The organism is Legionella anisa (assembly GCF_001467525.1).
Taxonomy (GTDB): Bacteria; Pseudomonadota; Gammaproteobacteria; order Legionellales; family Legionellaceae; genus Legionella; species Legionella anisa.
Window position 1 is genome coordinate 462,477 of sequence record NZ_LNXS01000029.1, and the last position, 19,569, is coordinate 482,045.

The window sequence follows — 19,569 nt, forward strand, 5'->3', positions numbered from 1 at the left end:
TTTAGCACGCAAATATTACATTAACCTTATGTGATATAAATTCAAAAAAGCTACTGCAAATCAAGTAGTTCTGTAGTTAACTGGAATAGTAAAATCCCGGGTTCCGCTGCGCTGCACCCAGGCTACTGTTATTTTGGATGGTTAAAGTTCAACTTCTTTTCCCAATTTTTGCTGTTTGGCGTGTTTTTTTGCCTGTCTTTTCTCTTTCCAAGTTTGCAACATCACAAAAAATGCAGGGACAAATACCACGGCAAGGCACGTTGAAGCCAACATTCCACTGCATACGGTAATCCCAATCGAGCGTCGCGCATTGGCACCCGCGCCCGTGGCGAATACTAAGGGCATAACTCCAAGAATAAAAGCAAACGAGGTCATTAAAATAGGACGAAAACGTGTTTTAGCACCAATTACTGCAGCCTCCATGACTGATTTGTTATGCAGTTCGTGTTGTTCTCGCGCCACCTCAACAATCAAAATAGCATTCTTGGCCGCTAAAGCAATAAGCAGCAAAATCCCGATTTGGGTATACATGTTATTGGAAAGACCTAAAGCGGATAAAACCAATACGGTTCCAAGTAAAGCCAAGGGTACGCTTAACAGAATCGCCGCAGGAGCAATCCAGTTTTCATATTGACCGGCCAAAATCAGATAGACCAAAACGAGTGACAGGATAAAAATATAATAACTCATGTTTCCTGCAATTTTTTCCTGATAGGCGGTACTGGTCCATTCATAAGAAATACCTGCAGGCAAAATTTGTTTTGCGAGCCGCTCCATAACTGCCATGGCTTGGCCTGAGCTGTAACCTGGTGCGGCCGAACCATAAATGTTGCTGGAAGGGTATAAATTGTAAAGAGAAATAATGGAAGGTCCTACTGTAGGGGACATATCCGTAAGTGTTCCCAATGGCACCATTTCCCCCGATTTATTTCTTACATAATAATTACGTACATCACCAATCGTCATGCGTGATGCTGCGTCGGCTTGAACATAAACCTGAAACACCTGGCCGAACTTTGTAAAAAGATTCACATAGGATGAGCCAAGATAGGTCTGTAACGTATCGGAGGCATCGCCCACAGAAACGCCTAAAGCTTCTGCTTTGACTCGATTAATCGGGGCAGCAAGCTCTGGCACCGAAGCTCGAAACGAAGTCATCATGCGTTGCAATTCGGGCTGCTGGCTTGCATAACGAATCAACTGGTCTGTAGCAGTTTGTAATTTTTGATAATCAAATGAGCCATCTTGCAATTCCAATTGCATTTGAAAACCACCCGACATACCTAAACCTTGAATTGGCGGGGGGATCATCACCAATATTTTAGCGCCTAAGGTTTTTTCTGCGACCGCATTAAGTTGTTTATACATCGCCAGCAAATCCTCTTTTTTACCCCGCACACTCCAATCTTTAAACACCACATAAAGAACACCACCATTGGCAAGACTCGCATTAGTATCCAAAAGAGAGATCCCGGCAATACTGATCACATTATCTACGCCACCAATTTTAGATACTTGTGCGCTTAAATCGTGTAAAACAGCTTCTGTGCGTCCTAAACTCGCCCCATCTGGTAATTGCACGTTCATCATTGCATATCCCTGGTCTTCCAGTGGGATAAACCCAGTAGGGATGCGTGTTAAGCCTAAAATCGCTAAAATGACTAATACAATACCAATGATGCACACTGTTTTATTTTTATGAACAAGCCTATCGATGAATCGAAGATAGAAATTTTCTATAGGATAGTAATACTTATCAAATAAACGAAAAACGACATTTTTCTTTTTTTGCGGATCAACGGGCTTGAGCCACAAGGCGCATTGAGTAGGCTTCAAGGTCATCGCATTGATGGCACTAATAAAAGCAGTTGCTGCAATAACGAGCGCAAATTGAGCATACATTGCGCCGGTTAAGCCTGGCATAAAGCCTGCAGGAACGAATACCGCCATTAACACAAGCGTAATACCAATAATGGGGCCCATTAATTCAGCCATAGCATTAATTGACGATTGTTTGGTTGGAGTACCTCGTTCAATATGCTGGGTTACACCCTCAACAATCACAATCGCGTCATCAACCACAATACCAATTGCTAAAACAAGTGCAAATAAAGTTAACAAGTTAATGGAATAACCCAATAAAAGCATCGCAAAGAATGCTCCAATGATGGTCACTGGCACGGTAGTAGTGGGTACCAAGGTAGCACGATAGTTTTGTAAGAAAAGGAGAATAACAATCAAAACCAGAATACCCGCCTCATACAAAGTGTGATATACCTCATTCACAGATGCTTTTACGAAAACGGTTGTGTCAAAAGGAATTGAATATTCCATGCCTGGAGGAAATTTCTTTGCCATTTTCGCAACCGCTTTTCGTACCTCGGCTGCAACTTGCAGAGCATTGGCATTGGGAAGTTGGTAAATACCAATAGCAGCTGCCTGTTTATTATTCAGTCTTGCAAGCTGGTTGTAACTGCTAGAGCCCAACTCAACACGACCTACATCACGAATACGGACAATTTGCGCACTTTGTGTCGTACTGGTTTCTTTAGCACTTTGATTAGGATTTTGAGCTATTGTTTTCACAATAATGTTTTCAAATTGATCAACGTCAGCAAGTTGCCCTGGTACATTTACCGTAAATTGATAGGCTTGCTTCCCTGCAGTTGGCGGCGCGCTAACTTGTCCGGAGGAAACCTCTTGGTTTTGATTACTAATGGCTTGCAGAACATCCCTTGGATTAAGGGAATAAGCCAACATTTTTTTAGGGTCCAGCCAAACACGCATCGCGTAAGTACCGGTTCCAAAAATAAGCACATTACCTACGCCAGGTAAACGCGACAATTCATCTTGCATGTTAATTGCCGCATAATTATCAAGAAACAGTCCATCAAATTCATTATTTTTGGACGTCAGCGTAATAAACTGGAGAATTGCCGTAGATTTTTGCTGTACCACCACGCCTTGTTTTTGCACTGATTCGGGCAACTGCGCCATTGCAGCTTGTACCCTGTTTTGTACCAGTACCTGCGCAAAATTAAGATCCGTTCCAATAGCAAAGGTAACAATCAAGGTATAGGTGCCATTATTCGTACTGGTGGACTGCATATACAACATGTTTTCCACCCCATTCACTTGCTGTTCAATAGGCAAAGCTACTGTTTTGATGAGTGTTTTGGCGTCGGCACCAGGATATGAAGTGGTCACCTGAATGGTTGGTGGAACAATAGCAGGATATTGCGAGACAGGTAATACAAATATAGCTACCATCCCCAGCAACACGATGAGGAGCGCAATAACATTTGCCAAAATAGGCCGCTCAATAAAAAATTTAGAAATCATTCTGCTGTCTTCTCACATTGTGTAACGATCCCTGAACAACGTACACTGCCATTAAGTAAGGAAAAAACTTTCGTTCCCGCGAAGGCGGGAACCCATTTCTAGCGAGGCACAGTGCCACTTTAAGAATAGATTCCCGCCTTCGCGGGAATGACAAAAATCCTTAACTTAATGACAGTGCCTACATCTCGCTCCCATGACTTGTCCGCGGGATATAGGCAAAAGCGTTTATCTCTTAAATAGCAATACACACTCCTAGCACATCTAAAATTAATGTTTGGCTTTTTCATTTTCTTTTGGTTTGTTTTTCCCATTATCTTTCGCTTGTGTTACCTGTTCATGCGGCTCAACCTTATTGCCAGGAGTCGCATTTTGCAGACCATCAATGATTACTCTGTCTTCAGCCGAAAGTCCCGTGACCACAGCACGTATCCCGTTCTCTGCACTACCCAATGTTACCCGTTTTGTCACCACTACATTGTCATTATCTACAGTCAATACATAAGGACCGATTTGATCATAAAGGATCGCTGTTTCAGGTACTGTTAATTGCTTTTTAGGTTTGGAGATAGCGACTCGTACTTGCACAAAGAGGCCTGGTACAAAAATGTACTCCTTATTTGGTAAGACGGCGCGAAGCTCCATAGTACCCGTAGATGCATTAAGGCCCGTATTAACAAAATCAAGCGTTGCTTTGTACTTAACTGTAGGATCATTTTGCAGGCTCACTTCAATAGGAACTTGCTTAATATCTTGGGGTTTGAATCCTTGCGCACGCGCTGCTGCCCGTAATTTGAGTAAATCGAGCTCATTTAGATTAAAGTAAACATAGATGGGATCGACCTGTTCTATGGTCGCTAAATTTGTGGCTTCACCATGCCCCACAAGGTTTCCAACATCAACTAAATGCCGACCGATTCGGCCATCAAATGGAGCTGAAATATGCGTGTAACTGTAGTTAATTGCTGCATTGATTTCTTCTGCTTCTGCTTTATCCACTCCAGCGGCAATCTCCAGTGTTTTGGCATACCATTTTTCAACTTCGTTTAATGAGGTGGCATGTTGTTTATACATTTTCTGTTGGCGTGCATATTCGGATTTGTTGTAGATAAGAGCAGCCTTTTCTGCAGTTACGGTCGCTTTGGCTGCTCTTAATTTTTCAAAATAAGGCTCTGGTTGAATTACAAAAAGCTCTTTTCCTTTTTTAACAAAAGTTCCATCTACAAACTCTATTGAATCCAGAAAACCCTCAACACGTGCAACCAGGTTAACCGAATTATAAGCGACTGTGTTACCTGTTTGAGTAACATACTCAGCCATTTCTTTGAGTTTTGGCTTTTGCACAACGACCTTGGGTGCCGGGATGGCTGGTGCGCTACTTTTGCCAAAAATATGTGAAATCAGATAAATAAGAAGTAAAATAGCAATCGCTATCCCTGCAATTTTGACTGATTTTGAATCTCTATTAAAGTTCATACCCATACCATTTTATTTAATTTTTCCAAAATTTCCTTTTTCTACCACTTTGGTAAGTAAAGCTGCTTAAATCGTTCTTTCTTCGTTTGTGGTGGCTCATGATTTTGTTGTTTGAGCAAAGTCCCCCAGTTTGTACGTGCTGCCATTTCCGCTTTGATTAGGGGCGGCACAACATCATTAGCACCACGTATTTCCCAGCCCCCACCTAGTGCTCGATAAAGAGAGACTAATGCGAGTGGAATATTGGCTTGTGCGTTAACCAATGCAGTCTGTACGCTCAATTGTTGCTGCTCGGCATTGAGCACAGGAGTAAAATCTACTTCTCCGTTAATATAACGGACGATTGCTAATTTAAGTGTTTTAATGGCTGCGTTATTTGCTTTAGTTAAAGCGCGTTCCGCCTTTTTTGCCTCGATATAGGCTGTAATCCCATTTTGAACTTCTTGTTGTGCTTTTAGAACTAAATTAATGTAGTTTAACAAGGCCTGCTGGAATACAGCATCTTGTGCCCGTACTGCATTCGTAATTTGACCGTAATTCAGTATTGGCCAGGTCAAAGTCGGGCCTGCGGTTATTGACCGATTCGACCAATTAAACAAATCCGAAAGTGAGTTTTGGCCAATACTGTTTGATGAAAAAACAAAAGTACCATTTAACGCAAGAGAGGGAAAAAGATTTGCTTTTGTTGCACCAATTTTGGCAGATTGTGCCATTGCGTCTAAACGGGCTTGGTGAATATCCGGCCGTCGTGCCAAACTTTCTACAGGAATTCCCACTGCTACAGTTGAAGGCGCTTTAGGGATTCCTTTGCTTTTCTTAAGCGCTCCGTCTACCCCATTAGGCAGTGTACCCAATAAAAGAGCCAGTGCATTTTTTTGCTGTTCCAAACTATTTTCCAGCGGAGGAAGAGATGCTTCTGTTTGTGAAAGCTCCGTCTGTGCTTGTTCTACATCCATGAGGTTTGTTTCACCCGCATTATATCGAGCCTTGGCTAGTTTTAAGCCCTCTCTTTGCACTACAATGTTGGCTTTGGTTACCTTGATTTGTGTCTCGAAGGTTCGAACTTGAATGTAGGTGCTGGCAACGTCAGCGGTAAGAGTGACTAATGCATTATCATAAGCAGCAAGAGAAGATAAAAACGTCGCATCATTGGCTTGAATTGCTCTTCGATATTTTCCCCAAAAGTCAATTTCCCAGTTTGCAGCAAAACCTAATGATAATGTTTCGAACGATGAGGGTAGAATTGACTGCAGTTGACTACCACCAATTTCAACATAGGTGAAGTTACCGGTCATTGCTTGTTGTTGCGGGTATAACATGCCTACCGATTGAGCCAGGAGAGCACGCGTTTGCAGTACCCGCACTCCGGCAATCTGGAGTGTCAAATTATTATAATAACCTTCGTAAATTAATGAAGTCAGAACAGGATCATGAAAAACCTCCCACCATTTAGTCGTTTTAAATGGTGCTTCTTTTACTGTTGCATCCTTTTTTGGCCAATGTGTAACGACTGGTTTTAGCGGCTCTTTATAATTAGGACCGACCATACAGGCGCAAAGAAACAGGCAAGCAATGAAGGTAAAAATTTTTAACATGAGTGCTAAAACTTCCCTATCTAAACTATTTTCCATTATTGGAAATGACATTGGCTTCTTACTTCAAAGCACTTTATCACTACTATGAATTATTTGATAGATCATAATACTGTAGTTTTAAGGATCGTAACGCTTATCAGGTAGTGCGCAAACTTATTGAAATTGTAATAACTACCTCTGATATGAAACTCCCAAAGCTTATAATATGTTCTTCAACTCTTTAGTTCCACTCAAAATTGCAGGACACAGTATGCAGTATATAATTAACTCTATGAGATAAATTTTTGCTTTATTTGGAAATTAATATGCCTAAAATAATCATAATGACACACGCTCCGCAAAAAACTTTAGGAGATCCAAGCTCCGCAGCTAAATTACAAAAGCTTCTGTTGGAACAATTTAAACAACGAGACCAAGAAATCGAGGTTAAAGTAATTATTGATACCGGTACTACTGAAGATGAAGAGGCCGTTAAAAATTTATTTGATGAAATGGACTATGAATTAATCAAAAAATTTAATACTCCCGAAGGAAAAAAGCAATTAGAACAAAATATTAGTGATGCGGATCTTATCATTCTCTATCCGACGCCTCATTTCCTTAATTTAAGCACAGCAACATTGATTACAGACATCATGGCAAGATCAAAAAAAAGTGGGGTGATTTCACTGGTGGAGTATGACTACGATATTCTTCATCAACATAATAGTAAAGGTTTTGTCAATACAGTAGCTGGAACAATGTATGTGAGTACTGGTATTGGAGAAGAATGTTTAGGAATTTTCATCAGTCAACAAACTCCTTCCCAAGAGAATTTATTTCAACGACTTCATGAGACTGATCTTGCAAAATTGCCTCATGATCTTAATCAAAATGAAGGTCTGTATTTTGGCTATTTTAATAAAATTGGCTGTTCTAAAACAGGGGCAAATCCTACCCGCTTTATAGCTTTTGCGGCCCATAATAGCCCTGGAAAAAAAGAAGTGGATGTGGTTATCCCTCTCTTGCCGGGAGGTAATGAGGTTCATGTTGAAAATAAGATAGATGCACTACTTGAAAAAAACTTTATGGATGACATAAAGGATTTTAATAAAGTGGTTATTTCATACTCTCACGCTGGTGCTACTCGCTATTTTGTTTATCAGAAGAATGAAGATCACTTGGTTGCAAAAGAAATTGATGAAGAAGAATATGAAAATCAAAAAAACGACTCGGATAAAGTAATTCGAGTTATCAATCCTTTTCCTCTACACCCACAATCCGTGCACGCATTGATGGAAGCATCCGAATCCGTGAATCTTGTGACCGGCGATCAAAGCCTTTCAGAAGCATTATCTCTAGCGAAAATTCCGTTTTATCAAGCCATGTCGTGGAAGAAAAAACTCTATGACTCACTCACATTTTTTGCCCAAAGCTATCCCACCCTTCACGGATGGTTCACTAAAAATGCGAATCAAACCATCTCGCCCAAAGAACTGGCCGAGTTTTATTCAATAAATAAGTCGCAAATGCAAGAGGAAATCCAATCGCTACGAGGCGAGCTCATGCAAAAGAAAAACTTGGCGATTAATATTGTTGACTACATTAATTCTTTAATGGGGATGGATTTACTTGAACGATATCAATATTTTATTCAAAATCTGATAAACGATTTTGATTTTTATTCACAAAATGAAGGGAGACAGAAAGATAAGTACCTGAACCCTAAGGCATTGTTTAACCATATCAATTTTTATCTCAAAAGTGCAAATACAGACGATGAAAGAATCGCCATGATAGAATACTTTATTAACAACATACATGAAGTTTTTGATTTAGAAGCATATGATATCATCCCTCTTTTTCGTGAAATTAATGAACAATACCCCTCTCTTAATTTTCAATTATCTCCCTCAATTATATTGAGCAGTTTAGAAAAAATGATTTCAACGGAAGCTATTTTTGTTCTTATAAATAAGAAAGAAGAAGAGATTACTGTATCAGCAAATTACATAAGCGACGCCCTAAGCTACTTATTATGGATAAATACAAGTACATTTACATCGGAAGGAAAAAAAGAAGCACTTGACCTAATTTTAAATCTAAGTGTTTTTTGTTATGAGGAAAAACCATGTAAAGATGCGTTAATGCCTTTACTTCAAATGATGGAGAAGGAATCTGATAAACATATATTGCGACAAGGATTAAAAATGTTGTTTACTATTCCTGTCTATAAATCTGAAGGCGAGGTTTTTGAATTTTTTCCCTCAGAACCTAGTCTTTTTTTTCAAATGGAAGATCGAGAACGAATAGGGGTACTAGGCAGAATACTGAATAATCCCGAAGCGAAAGCAGTTTTGCTAGAAGAGTTATTCAAAGCTGAAAACCCACAGTGTATCGATGCGCTTAATAAAGAACCAATAAATACTTTAGTTTTACGTGCATTGTTTTTTGAGAAAGCAAGTTCCGATACCTCTCATACTTTTTTTAAACCCAAATCAACGGAGTGTGAGTTAAAAGAAACAGTGCTCATCCAACTTTTAGACACCACAGATGAAGACATGCTAAGAACCATTCAAAATAAGTTGTTAGCCCTATCAGCAGAAAATACTGATATGTGTGTACCTGATTACTTAAGTGCCTTTCTCAATAAAAAACTAGAAAAAGTGATGTGAGCAAAAGATACGCTAAAATCACTCAGTCAGCTCTAGTTGCTCTCAAGGGCCTCCCAACATAACGGAAAATCAACTGCAAAAAGCAGTTCCCTTCGATTCAATATTGAAGGGTATATCCCTGAGAGTTAGTTGGCTCCATATTGAATACAAACAGTCTAATGGCCAAAAATTCATCTGGATTATCATCTAATACTTGATAAAAACAATCCTCTAATCTATTTGGTTTATTACTATTAAAGAACGTTAAATTTATAGAGTTGGAGAGTAGATAATTCGTTGTTTCTTTAAACCAATTAAAATAGCTTTTATCTTGATTACTAATTTTTTCTTTAAAAAACTCAATAGTGAATGAAGGAACACGCTTAATTTCCTCTAATAAACCTGATTGAGCTATTCGAGGTAATTTAATCTTCCCAATAAAATTACAGCAGATTAATCTCATATACTCATTAAATACCTGCTCCTTGTTCTCCTTCATATCTTTTAGATATCTTTCTTTTTTATCTTTAGGAAGAAGCAAGAAAATTTTTTCTAATTCCTCGTGAGTTTGCGTAATATCAACCAGCCTAGACTCCATTTTATTTAGATACTCTGCTTTATTTTTCCCCTTAATCACGCTTAATAACATCGTGAACTGGGTCATGTTAGCTACGAGTTTAATGAGATTAGGCCATATTACGTCTAAATATGCCTTTTGATGCTCTTTTGGAAGAATTCGTAAAATTAGGCAACAGTCTATAGGGGCCGTTGATAGTTTATTTTTCACATTATTGAAATAGATGCCTATTTGTTGTGGAGAAAGTACCTTGGCTATTTCTTCTATGCTGGTAACGCTTGTCGGTAGAGTGAGCAATTCTTTATGAATATTATTCCACACAATTATTCTTTTACTTGGCGAAAAGCGCATAAATTCTTCGTCTTTGAATATTATAAAGTTCCATAGACTTATACCTAAACCTTGGAGAAATGCATTCGCTCTTTCTTCATTAAGAAAATTTATGAGCGCTATAAATTCATCATGATTAAGTAGCTTAGTGAATCGATAAGCCATTATTTGGGTTAAAATAATAATTAGCTGTTCATTTAACCCAATAAGAACCTCCGCTAAGCCATCGACGTCCCTAATGGATTCAGCTATTGTTTCCTCAAATTGTGTACAGAAAATTGAAAAACCTTCCCGATCCAGATCTTTGAATATGATTAAAACATCCTGAGAATTTTGAATCGAATTTTTATCTATCTCCATTACTTGAGAAGGGCTGAGAGGGAGAATCTCCCTGCCATCATATTTTACTCGCTTATCAAAGGCATCCTCTAATGATTTCTTGTAAAGATCAAAGTCTTGCTTACACGTTACTAACAAGGAGTCCATTTTTGTATTATCTAAGCAAATAGAAGTGAGCTCTCCTTTATCGTCTGCAAGTGCTCTCATCAAACATTCTGCAAGTGTTTCAACGCAGCTATCACTCCAATTCGGGTTCAGAATAGCCTTGTTTAGTGCACGATTCAATTCGCGGTTTCCTCTGGCCTTTTTTTGTTGCTCCGAAGATAGTTTTTCCCAGTAATTGCGAAACAGCTCTAAAGCGAGGTACGCTTTGACACCAGCAGAGTCACTCACTCCTCCGTGAATCAGAGCATGCTCTCCCCCTTCTTTTAAACCCTCTATTAAATACTCGATGGCACTATAAAGCGATGAAGATTTTTTAGAAAGAGAATGAAAACGGTAATACGATTTCATAAGCACTTCTGTGGTCTCTGAATGATGCGTAAGCCGCTCTATATCCATTTGTGAAAGACATTTGCCTGTGAAAGGATTAACTAAAATCTTCGCTACAAGTTCTTCTGATGTAGATACCTCTATGTGCTTTAGTAAAGATACAGGAGTAAGCCAATCTTCATCATTATCATTCGTAATCACAATGTAAAATTTTACTATATCTTTTAGGGCTAATTTGCTGATGTCCTCATAGCTGTTCATTTCAATATAGCTATATGTACCATCTGAGGAACGGTTTACGGAAGGCATCAAGTACTTTAAAGCAGGAAAAACGCGATGGGAAGATCTACGTTGTAACGGATCCGCTAAATAATTCGCAACGTCACAACAAATTTTTGTCATCGGAGAATCCGGTGCCGACGTATAACTTAGATAGGCTCTTCTTTTAATGTTCTGCCAGCGTGTGGCAAGAAATTGTTCAAGTTTCCTCCTGTTATCGAGACACTTAAGTAATTCTGGCATTTGCTTGATGGCATCGTTTACTTGAATTCTCTCATAGAGATTTGTCGGCGTAGAATTTTGGGCTTTTTGATATGCAATATTAATTAGCTGCCCTAACCTTTGCCTTTTCTCTTTGAGAAAAAGCGTACCCATTACTTGTTTTGATTTCATAAAAATAGTGTATAAATAAAAAAATTATTTATACACAAAGAGTTAACAATTGTCTATATTTGCAAATAACAAGCATATAAATCATTTATTGATTTTATATCTCTAAAAATAATCAATAGTAACCCGTGATTTTTTGAGCAAAAAAAGGCAGACCCGGATATACTTTATCCCATCGCGCTCCATGTCCTTACTGGAGGGATTTAAGCGAATTTCATCTGCTCTATATACTATGGATTAAATTATGTTGGTATCCCTCTTTTTTTTCCTCCTTCGGCAACAGGAGACTAGGTAATAAACAAATCTAATAGTTTATTTTATGAACTTAATAAAACATTAATAATATATTTGTATAATTTTGACTCTTTTATTAGGAATACCCTAGTATAAAACCAACATCTATTAATTAGAGGCATATATCCATGAGAAGTCTAATAGAATCATCCCAAAATGTTAACGTCGATAAGATAAAAATATGTAATCAGCAAATTTTCCAATTTGTTAAAGAACATAGATACTTAGATATCCAAGATTGGGAATCGCGAAATTCTTCCAGCAGTCAAAAATTTCAAATCGTTTCGCCACTCTATGATTCCAAAGAGAAGCTTCAAGCTATTTTGAAACAATATGGGTATGACAATCATCCTAATTATGAAATACGGGAAAGTCGTGAACCTGGTCAGTACAGAATCGTCATAACAGGCTTAGCAGATATAACGTCCCACTTTAATCCAATAGCACAAAAGCTTAATGAATATTGTTACTTGGGATGTTATGGATGGGAGAATAGACAAAGTACTGGTCAAATGGTATCAGGCCTTTTTGATTCTCCAGAAGAGCCTCAAGAAATCTTAAAAAAATATGGTGAATTATTAGGCCTTAAACACTATAAAATAGTTGAAAGCAATCAAGAGCCTGGAAAGTACCGTATATGTATATCCAATGATAAAACAAATGAGGAAAATCCTTGGTCTTTCCTGATGCAAGATATGAGCGTCTATCATGAACAAGACATGGCCGAAACCGTAAAATGGATACAAGAATCCGGCCTGCTTGTGTTGAATTTTATAACGCAAATAGGCTACCAAGAGCTATGTTCTTTAAGAGCTCAAATGCACTTTAAAAATAAGGACCTAATTAAACCAGGCCCCTGGGTCTTTGATGAAAAAAAACTATGTTTGGTCAACTCGGGTCCATCGATAAGGTATGATAATGATGAAGGGGCAGCATATCAACGAAATATAGAGTTTTCTATTCGATTTGGGATTGGGCGTCTCCAGTTTCCCCAATCTTTAAAGATACTGGTTGATTGCATTAAAATCGAAAGTCATAGCCACAGTTGCTATTATTACATCCCTCTACAAGCGCTTAAGCACGATTTAAAATTATTCATAGATGCTACCATTTCAAGTTTGGATAGAATTCTTGACCACTTAAATGATCAGATTAAGGACAAAAAACTAGAGCTTAATTTTTTTAGTGAGCGGTTTACTCCCGATCAACATCTTATATTAGCTGGATGTTTTAAGTTTTATCAGCAAGTAATTATAAGCTCATTTAGTCCATCAGATGTCAGACGGATCATTGAAATTCTCTTGAAAGACAACAAGACTCAAGAGGAAGAGGCGTGGTTGAATCATAAGATGCCATCCGATATATACAATAATTTATTAAGAGACAATGAAATGCTTACTCGACTTAAATTAGACACTGTGGATGGCGGTAATTTAAAAAATGGTACCCCCATAACAACAGCGGATGTCCATCAATTTATGAAATTGTCTTTTTCTTTAACTGAGCTTTATTGCCAAAAAAAGATATTCAGTGATCAGAAAAAAAGCCTTCGACAACAGGAAATCGAAAGCTCTTCTATTTCGATTTCATCTCATCCTAATTCTCTTTTTTCTGGAGAAAGCAAAAACAGTCCACGCGAAGAAACGATCGAACGCAAAGACAATGAGCCGTCTCCTGTTTGAAAGAAAAAGATTTTGTTGCTTAGCCGCGTGTAATGGCTAAGCAAACATTTATTTCTTAAAGATCACTATATCCGATCGCGAGTCCACATGTGGGTACGGGATTATTCTGAGGTAATGACTTGCAATTGGGTCACATTTTGCAAACCACGTGGCAGTCGATTGCCTCGACGCCCACGTTCGCCTTTATAATGATCCAAATCAGCTCCTTTCAAAGTAAAATGCCGTTTGCCAGCATGGACCGTAAGTGAATCATCTGCAGAGAGCGCTTGCACATCAATTACATATTCTTCACGCGATGCTGCTTTAGCAGAAGGGATACTGATTAATTTATTTCCTTTCCCGCGCGATAATTCGGGTAATTCCTTGGCAGAAAAAATGAGTAAGCGACCCGCGTTGGTAACACAGGCAACAAATAGCTCATCCTGTTTGGGAACTATGCGAGGCGGCAACATGTGGCTGGATTCAGGCAGCTTAATACACGCCTTACCATTACGATTTTTTACGTACAGATCACCTATCTTGGCGATAAAACCATATCCGGCATCACAGGCTAATAACACCATTTGTTCTGCTTCGCCGCCGACCACGGCTTCGAATAATGCACCTTCGGCAGGATTAAGCTTACCTGTTAAAGGTTCTCCTTGGCCGCGTGCCGATGGTAAAACATGGCCTGGTAAAGAATAAACTTTGCCTTCACTATCAAAAAAGAGGATTTGTTGGTTCGAACGCGCCATAGCTTGCGCTTTAAATTCATCGCCTGCTTTATAACTCAACTCACTACCGATTACATCGTAGCCTTTAGCTGCTCTTACCCAACCTTTTTTGGAGAGTACTACAGTAATTGGCTCATTGGGTAAAATATCCTCTTCTTTTAATGCTTGTGATTCTTGTCGGACAATAATTGGCGAGCGACGCGTGTCACCAAACTCATCCCTGTCTTTGATAATTTCGTCTTTAACCAAAGCTTTTAATCGTTGCTCCGAGGCCAAAGTGGTTTGTAAATTATCGCGCTCAGCGCAAAGCTCATCTAACTCACCACGTATCTTTATCTCTTCCAGTTTTGCCAAATGACGCAACTTCATTTCTAAAATCGCTTCAGCTTGACGATCGCTGAGATTGAAACGTGCCATTAATCCTTGCTTGGGTTGCTCATGTTCACGAATGATCGCAATGACTTCATCAATATTCAAATAAGCAATCAGTAACCCTTCCAGTACATGAATGCGATCCAGAACTTTAGCCAACCGATACTCCAAGCGTCGCCTTACTACTGTTAGGCGGTAGGACAACCACTCTGTTAAAATATCCAGTAAATTTTTTACCCTTGGTCTGCCATCAAGTCCTATCATATTGAAGTTAACACGATAACTTCGTTCCAAATCTGTGGTTGCAAATAAATGAGACATCAATCCTTCAGCATCAACTCGGTTTGAACGAGGAATTATTACCAATCGTGTGGGATGCTCATGATCGGATTCATCACGTAAATCCTCTACCATTGGCAGTTTTTTCTGTTGCATCTGTAAGGCGATTTGCTCTATTACTTTGGCGCCAGACACCTGATAAGGCAGAGCAGTAATTACTATATTTTGTTTTTCCTGGCTATAAACCGCCCGCATTTTAATTGAACCATTACCTGTTTCGTACATACTGGCAATTGCTTCCGGCGGGGTAATTATTTCCGCTTCAGTCGGAAAATCAGGCCCCTTAATGTACTGAGTAATAGCGGCTAAATCTGCTTGGGGGTTATCCAGTAAATGCACACAAGCATTTGCCACTTCGGTTAAGTTATGCGGCAGAATATCTGAAGCCATCCCCACAGCAATACCTGTTGCACCATTTAATAAGATATTCGGTAAGCGTGCTGGCAGTAATGCAGGTTCTTGTAATGTCCCATCAAAATTGTCAACCCAATCCACGGTACCTTGTAATAACTCTGAAAGTAATACTTCAGCATAAGGTGATAAACGAGCTTCCGTATAACGCATGGCGGCAAAGGATTTAGGATCATCTGGAGAGCCCCAGTTTCCTTGACCATCAACAAAAGGATAACGATAGGAAAAGGGCTGCGCCATTAATACCATGGCCTCATAACACGCACTGTCGCCATGAGGATGGAATTTACCCAGCACATCCCCAACTGTACGCGCTGATTTTTTATATTTGGCCGTTGCTTTTAAACCCAGCTCAGACATTGCATAAATAATACGCCGCTGCACTGGCTTTAATCCATCGGCAATATGGGGTAAGGCTCTATCTAAAATGACGTACATTGAATAATCAAGGTAAGCCTTTTCCGTAAATTCAGTTAATGCTTTTCGTTCTGTTACTTCATTCATCGTTTTTTTATTCATGAAATTAATATTTACTATTTAACCATCGAGATGCTCTATTGCAAAGTAATTTTAGCAGAGTCCTTATGATGTCACCTAGAGGAATAGCTTATAAATTGTGAATAACTTTTGTATATTTCTTCATGATAAGCACCATATTTAATATAAGCATATGAAATTTAATAAATTTTTAAAATCAATACATTTTAAATCATTTTTTGCCTGTGGATAACTTTGTGCATTATTTATCGAATAAAAACGCTAATTCATTGTAAACAACGTAAAAATTATAACCTTTTCTGTTTCTGTACCATTTTCTCATTGCAATCCATCTCGCCTTCTTTTAATTCCTTTTATGGCAAATAAACTTAGAAATTATTTTTTCTAAGTGAGTCCTTCCTACAAGTGACCACAACAAACTCACAATGATCAAATACAGATCTGATATATAATTATAATATCTCGATTATAAATCATTATTACTATGGGCTTCTTTATAAAAAATATTGTCGTTATTGGCGATATGGAAGGTAAAAATGGCGAATACCATAGCTCTCTGAATTCAATGCATGGTGGTCGCCCGATTATTTTCAATGATGGAATTGTTGATAATCAACGAGTTGATCGCATGATCGAGCAGATAAAAGCACTTGCAGAGTGTGCAAAGAAAAACTCCAAGCCTACCCGTTTAACTCGACTGATTACCGATGAGTTTAGTTTTTATACAAAAAATACCCCTTTGAGCATCGAAGAATATAAAGAACTTATCAATCGAACTTCGGAAGTTCTTAAAGACCTTCCACCCAATATCGTCTTAATTTTAAGTAGCATCCCTGTGTTATGGCCCGACGGGAGCTTACGGAATGCCGTATTGCATGTTCAGTCTCCAAACACCGACGATTCAGAGCCCATTATCCATCATTTTAGTAAAGAAAGCTGTTCTGGCATCGATCCAGTCTATTCCAAAGACAATACCGTTTCTAACTGTTATGAATTTCGCGGTGATGATTACTCCAGCGATGAGTACTCTCCCGATGTGGTATTAAAAGATACTAAAGTGAAATGCAATGACCCAAACCAGTACAAAAGCGCCATTCTCGTTCAAGGTGTGAATTTGCCTCCCATTGTTGACGCCATCGATGTATGCTTGGATCATCAAAATGGGGTTGCAATAAAAAATGCCGAACAGTTATTAAAAAACCTATCGTCGCCGCCGGTATATATAAGTCACATTGTAACCTCCAATTATATCGCTATAAGTGAAGAGCAGCTGACATCCAGTGTCGTACATGTGGATCATAAAAGAAGGAAGGTAGAAGGCTCTGATGAAAAAAAGGAAGAGCTGGTGAACACTGCTTTTGGGACTGAAAGCAGGGTATTTATCTACCAATCCAAAAAAGCTGAACCCATTCACTCCAAATTATTTAGAAGTATTTCTAATAAAATAAACCTACAAAATATTATCGATGATGAGGATAATACTCTGCTGCATCAAATTCTTATTCCTGATAAAAGAAACAATCCCTACTGTACCCATAAAAGAAGACGTATAGAAAGTATTCTGCCACACTTTGACCATCAATCGATTAATCAGCAAAATAAGGAAGGTGAGACCCCTCTTCATTTAGCAATAAAGACCATCTATGAAGAATACCTTTTCCTCCAGTTTCTCGAACGAGGAGCGAGACTGGATATTAAAAATAATCTAGGGTTAACCCCTATTGGTATCGCATATCAAGAAAATAAACCCGATCTGGTTACGGCTCTTTGTAATAAGATCATTAATAATAAAAAAATATATCTTTTCCATCGTGATGTTATTTTAGATCTCATCAATGAAATCAAAGACGAGGAGCTGCAAAAAAAAATAGCGCGCGCGGCATTAAGCTTTGAGAAATCCGAATCGTCCCTTAGCCAAGAAATTATCGATCGTTTATTCGAAATAAGCGGCAACTCTCTCGATTCGACGCCAAATAATCCTCCATTGTCTTCTGCACTTGGGGGAGCGGAAGAAGGTGAGTCTGCAATCTCAGAGCCTATACAACAAGAGCCTATAGTCCCAGAGCTTAGTAGAACGGATGCTTATGCTTTAATAAAAATTGAATTGAGCAAAGGTCCTGAATCGGACCTAAAGTTAATTGAACGCATTTTATTGCAAAATATCAACTTAAATGAAAGCAGTGGGTTTGGAGATCTTACTTTAGGTGCTTATCTTATTGCTCAAGCATTTATTAGTAAAAATTCTATTTCGCCTATTCTCTTAGATTTTTTCTTCACCTTAGCAAAACCTCATTTAGATGAACATTCAATCCAAAAAATAAGTGATTATCTGCCTGGCTCAACATGCAGCGATTGGATTTACCAAGAATTGATTAAAGATCAATTTAACAAAGCACTCCAAGGAAAAACGATTGATACAACGATTATTTGTACTGCTTTTTCCAAGGGAAAAACCATTTGGAATGCAAAATATGGCCCTCTTACCCTTGCCGAGCAAGCGGTTTTTGAGGCATATCGCACAAATAATCCCAAACTTCTAGAAATAGTTTTTACGGAATTTCGCAAAGAAAAATTATCCATTGAGGTTGATGAAATTGCCCAAAAAATGGGTGAAAATTCTCCCGAATTTGTAAATTGGGTGGGAGCAAGACTTGAAAAGATGGAGTTGCATCACCTACTTAGAAATGAGTTTTCGAAAGGACCTTCTGCAGACTTAATTACTGTTCGTAAGATTTTAGAATTAGGCATCAATTTAGATAAAAACAGCGGTCTTCGTGATGATCTCACCCTAGGTGAGCATGTTATCGCTCAGGCTTTTATTAATAAGGATTCCATTACCGCTGATACCTTAGCTTTTTTCTTTAATTCAGTCGGGGCCAAACTAAATCCTGAACACGTTAAAAGAATAGCCCTTACTTTTGAAAATGCTCAAGAAGTTAGTGATTGGATTTATCAACAGTGGATGGCACTTGAGCTCAATAAAGGTGTACGGGGTCAAAAGATTAACGAAATGGTCGTTCTTATTGCATTGTCTCAAAGGAAAGAAATTTGGAATCAAACTTATACGCCTCCAGTACTTATTGAAGAATCCACATCAGACACCGCAACGGCCACTGCAACTACTGCTGTTAAAATTGCTATGGTCTCCCAAAAGCCCAATGGGGTGCCACTAACCTTTGCTGAGCAAGCTGTAGCCCAAGCTTTCAAAGAAAAAAATTTTAAAATTCTGGAGAAAGTATTCATTGAATTAAGTAGCAATAACGTAATACTGGATGTACAAAAAATAGTAGAAAGTTTCGACAATCAAGGACAAGAACTAGTGCGTGATTGGATCAACAGCCAATTGCCACAACTCGAAGCACAACAAAAATTAAGAATTGAGTTTCAAAAAAAAGAGCAAGCCAATCTAGAGATTGTTTTGGAGAACTTATCTAAAAATCCTAATTTAAATCCAGAAGGAGGCCTTTCCAACGGGCTTAACCTTGCCGAACAAGCCATTGCGCAAGCTTATATTTCCCAGCACTCTGAATTGTTATCAGAAATTAACTCTCGCTATCCAATTGATAAGCAAGTAATTAACAAAATAGCGAAAACACTTATTGACCCCAAAGACTCTTTTTTAAATAACTCAGAAAAAATGAAAGCATTCAAAGATTGGGTAGCCCAACAATTATCACTTATGAATCAAACTGAATTAAATCCTATAAGAACAGTAGCAAAAAGGTATCAGTTTTTCCCAGAAAGCAAACCTTCAACTACCCTTATTAAATCGTCTGAATCCAAAAATACTCCCTCGTAAAAATATGCTCT

General features: G+C 38.5%; 8 protein-coding genes. 3 read left to right on the forward strand and 5 right to left on the reverse strand.

All coding sequences use genetic code 11. From position 1 onward, the window contains the following. Positions 1–141: 141 nt before the first annotated feature. The 3 genes from Lani_RS11195 to Lani_RS11205 all read right to left on the reverse strand — a co-directional run bounded on the left by Lani_RS11195 (position 142) and on the right by Lani_RS11205 (position 6,410). A complete protein-coding gene (locus Lani_RS11195; RefSeq protein WP_019232649.1) occupies positions 142–3,342 on the reverse strand; it encodes an efflux RND transporter permease subunit in 3,201 nt (1,066 codons plus the stop codon). Between the two features lie 267 nt (positions 3,343–3,609). Next, positions 3,610–4,815, reverse strand: coding sequence for an efflux RND transporter periplasmic adaptor subunit (locus tag Lani_RS11200; RefSeq protein WP_051045691.1), 1,206 nt, complete (start codon positions 4,813–4,815; stop codon positions 3,610–3,612). Between the two features lie 41 nt (positions 4,816–4,856). Continuing rightward, positions 4,857–6,410, reverse strand: a complete 1,554-nt coding sequence (locus tag Lani_RS11205; RefSeq protein WP_040522147.1) for an efflux transporter outer membrane subunit — start codon at positions 6,408–6,410, stop codon at positions 4,857–4,859. Positions 6,411–6,715: 305 nt separating this feature from the next. On the opposite strand from Lani_RS11205, the gene Lani_RS11210 reads away from it, so the two are divergent. Further along, positions 6,716–9,064: a hypothetical protein gene (locus tag Lani_RS11210; RefSeq protein WP_019232652.1), complete on the forward strand. Its 2,349-nt coding sequence runs from the start codon at positions 6,716–6,718 to the stop codon at positions 9,062–9,064. A 97-nt stretch (positions 9,065–9,161) separates the two neighbouring features. Here Lani_RS11210 and Lani_RS11215 read toward each other — a convergent pair whose 3' ends face one another. Further along, positions 9,162–11,453, reverse strand: a complete 2,292-nt coding sequence (locus Lani_RS11215; protein ID WP_040522108.1) for a hypothetical protein — start codon at positions 11,451–11,453, stop codon at positions 9,162–9,164. 419 nt (positions 11,454–11,872) lie between these two features. Here Lani_RS11215 and Lani_RS11220 point away from each other — a divergent pair, with 419 nt between their 5' ends. Continuing rightward, a complete protein-coding gene (locus tag Lani_RS11220) occupies positions 11,873–13,426 on the forward strand; it encodes a hypothetical protein (RefSeq protein ID WP_019232654.1) in 1,554 nt (517 codons plus the stop codon). Between the two features lie 101 nt (positions 13,427–13,527). Here Lani_RS11220 and parC read toward each other — a convergent pair whose 3' ends face one another. Then, a complete protein-coding gene (gene parC, locus Lani_RS11225) occupies positions 13,528–15,780 on the reverse strand; it encodes a DNA topoisomerase IV subunit A (RefSeq protein WP_019232655.1) in 2,253 nt (750 codons plus the stop codon). Between the two features lie 463 nt (positions 15,781–16,243). On the opposite strand from parC, the gene Lani_RS11230 reads away from it, so the two are divergent. Next, entirely contained in the window at positions 16,244–19,558 is a 3,315-nt protein-coding gene (locus Lani_RS11230; RefSeq protein WP_019232656.1) for an ankyrin repeat domain-containing protein, read from the forward strand. Positions 19,559–19,569: the final 11 nt, after the last annotated feature.

Bases quoted from the DNA above. Each gene is read 5' to 3' on its own strand.
- parC (WP_019232655.1), bottom strand. From the start codon at position 15,780: ATGAATAAAAAAACGATGAATGAAGTAACAGAACGAAAAGCATTAACT.
- Lani_RS11195 (WP_019232649.1), bottom strand. From the start codon at position 3,342: ATGATTTCTAAATTTTTTATTGAGCGGCCTATTTTGGCAAATGTTATT.
- Lani_RS11200 (WP_051045691.1), bottom strand. From the start codon at position 4,815: ATGAACTTTAATAGAGATTCAAAATCAGTCAAAATTGCAGGGATAGCG.
- Lani_RS11230 (WP_019232656.1), top strand. From the start codon at position 16,244: ATGGGCTTCTTTATAAAAAATATTGTCGTTATTGGCGATATGGAAGGT.
- Lani_RS11220 (WP_019232654.1), top strand. From the start codon at position 11,873: ATGAGAAGTCTAATAGAATCATCCCAAAATGTTAACGTCGATAAGATA.
- Lani_RS11215 (WP_040522108.1), bottom strand. From the start codon at position 11,453: ATGAAATCAAAACAAGTAATGGGTACGCTTTTTCTCAAAGAGAAAAGG.
- Lani_RS11205 (WP_040522147.1), bottom strand. From the start codon at position 6,410: ATGTTAAAAATTTTTACCTTCATTGCTTGCCTGTTTCTTTGCGCCTGT.
- Lani_RS11210 (WP_019232652.1), top strand. From the start codon at position 6,716: ATGCCTAAAATAATCATAATGACACACGCTCCGCAAAAAACTTTAGGA.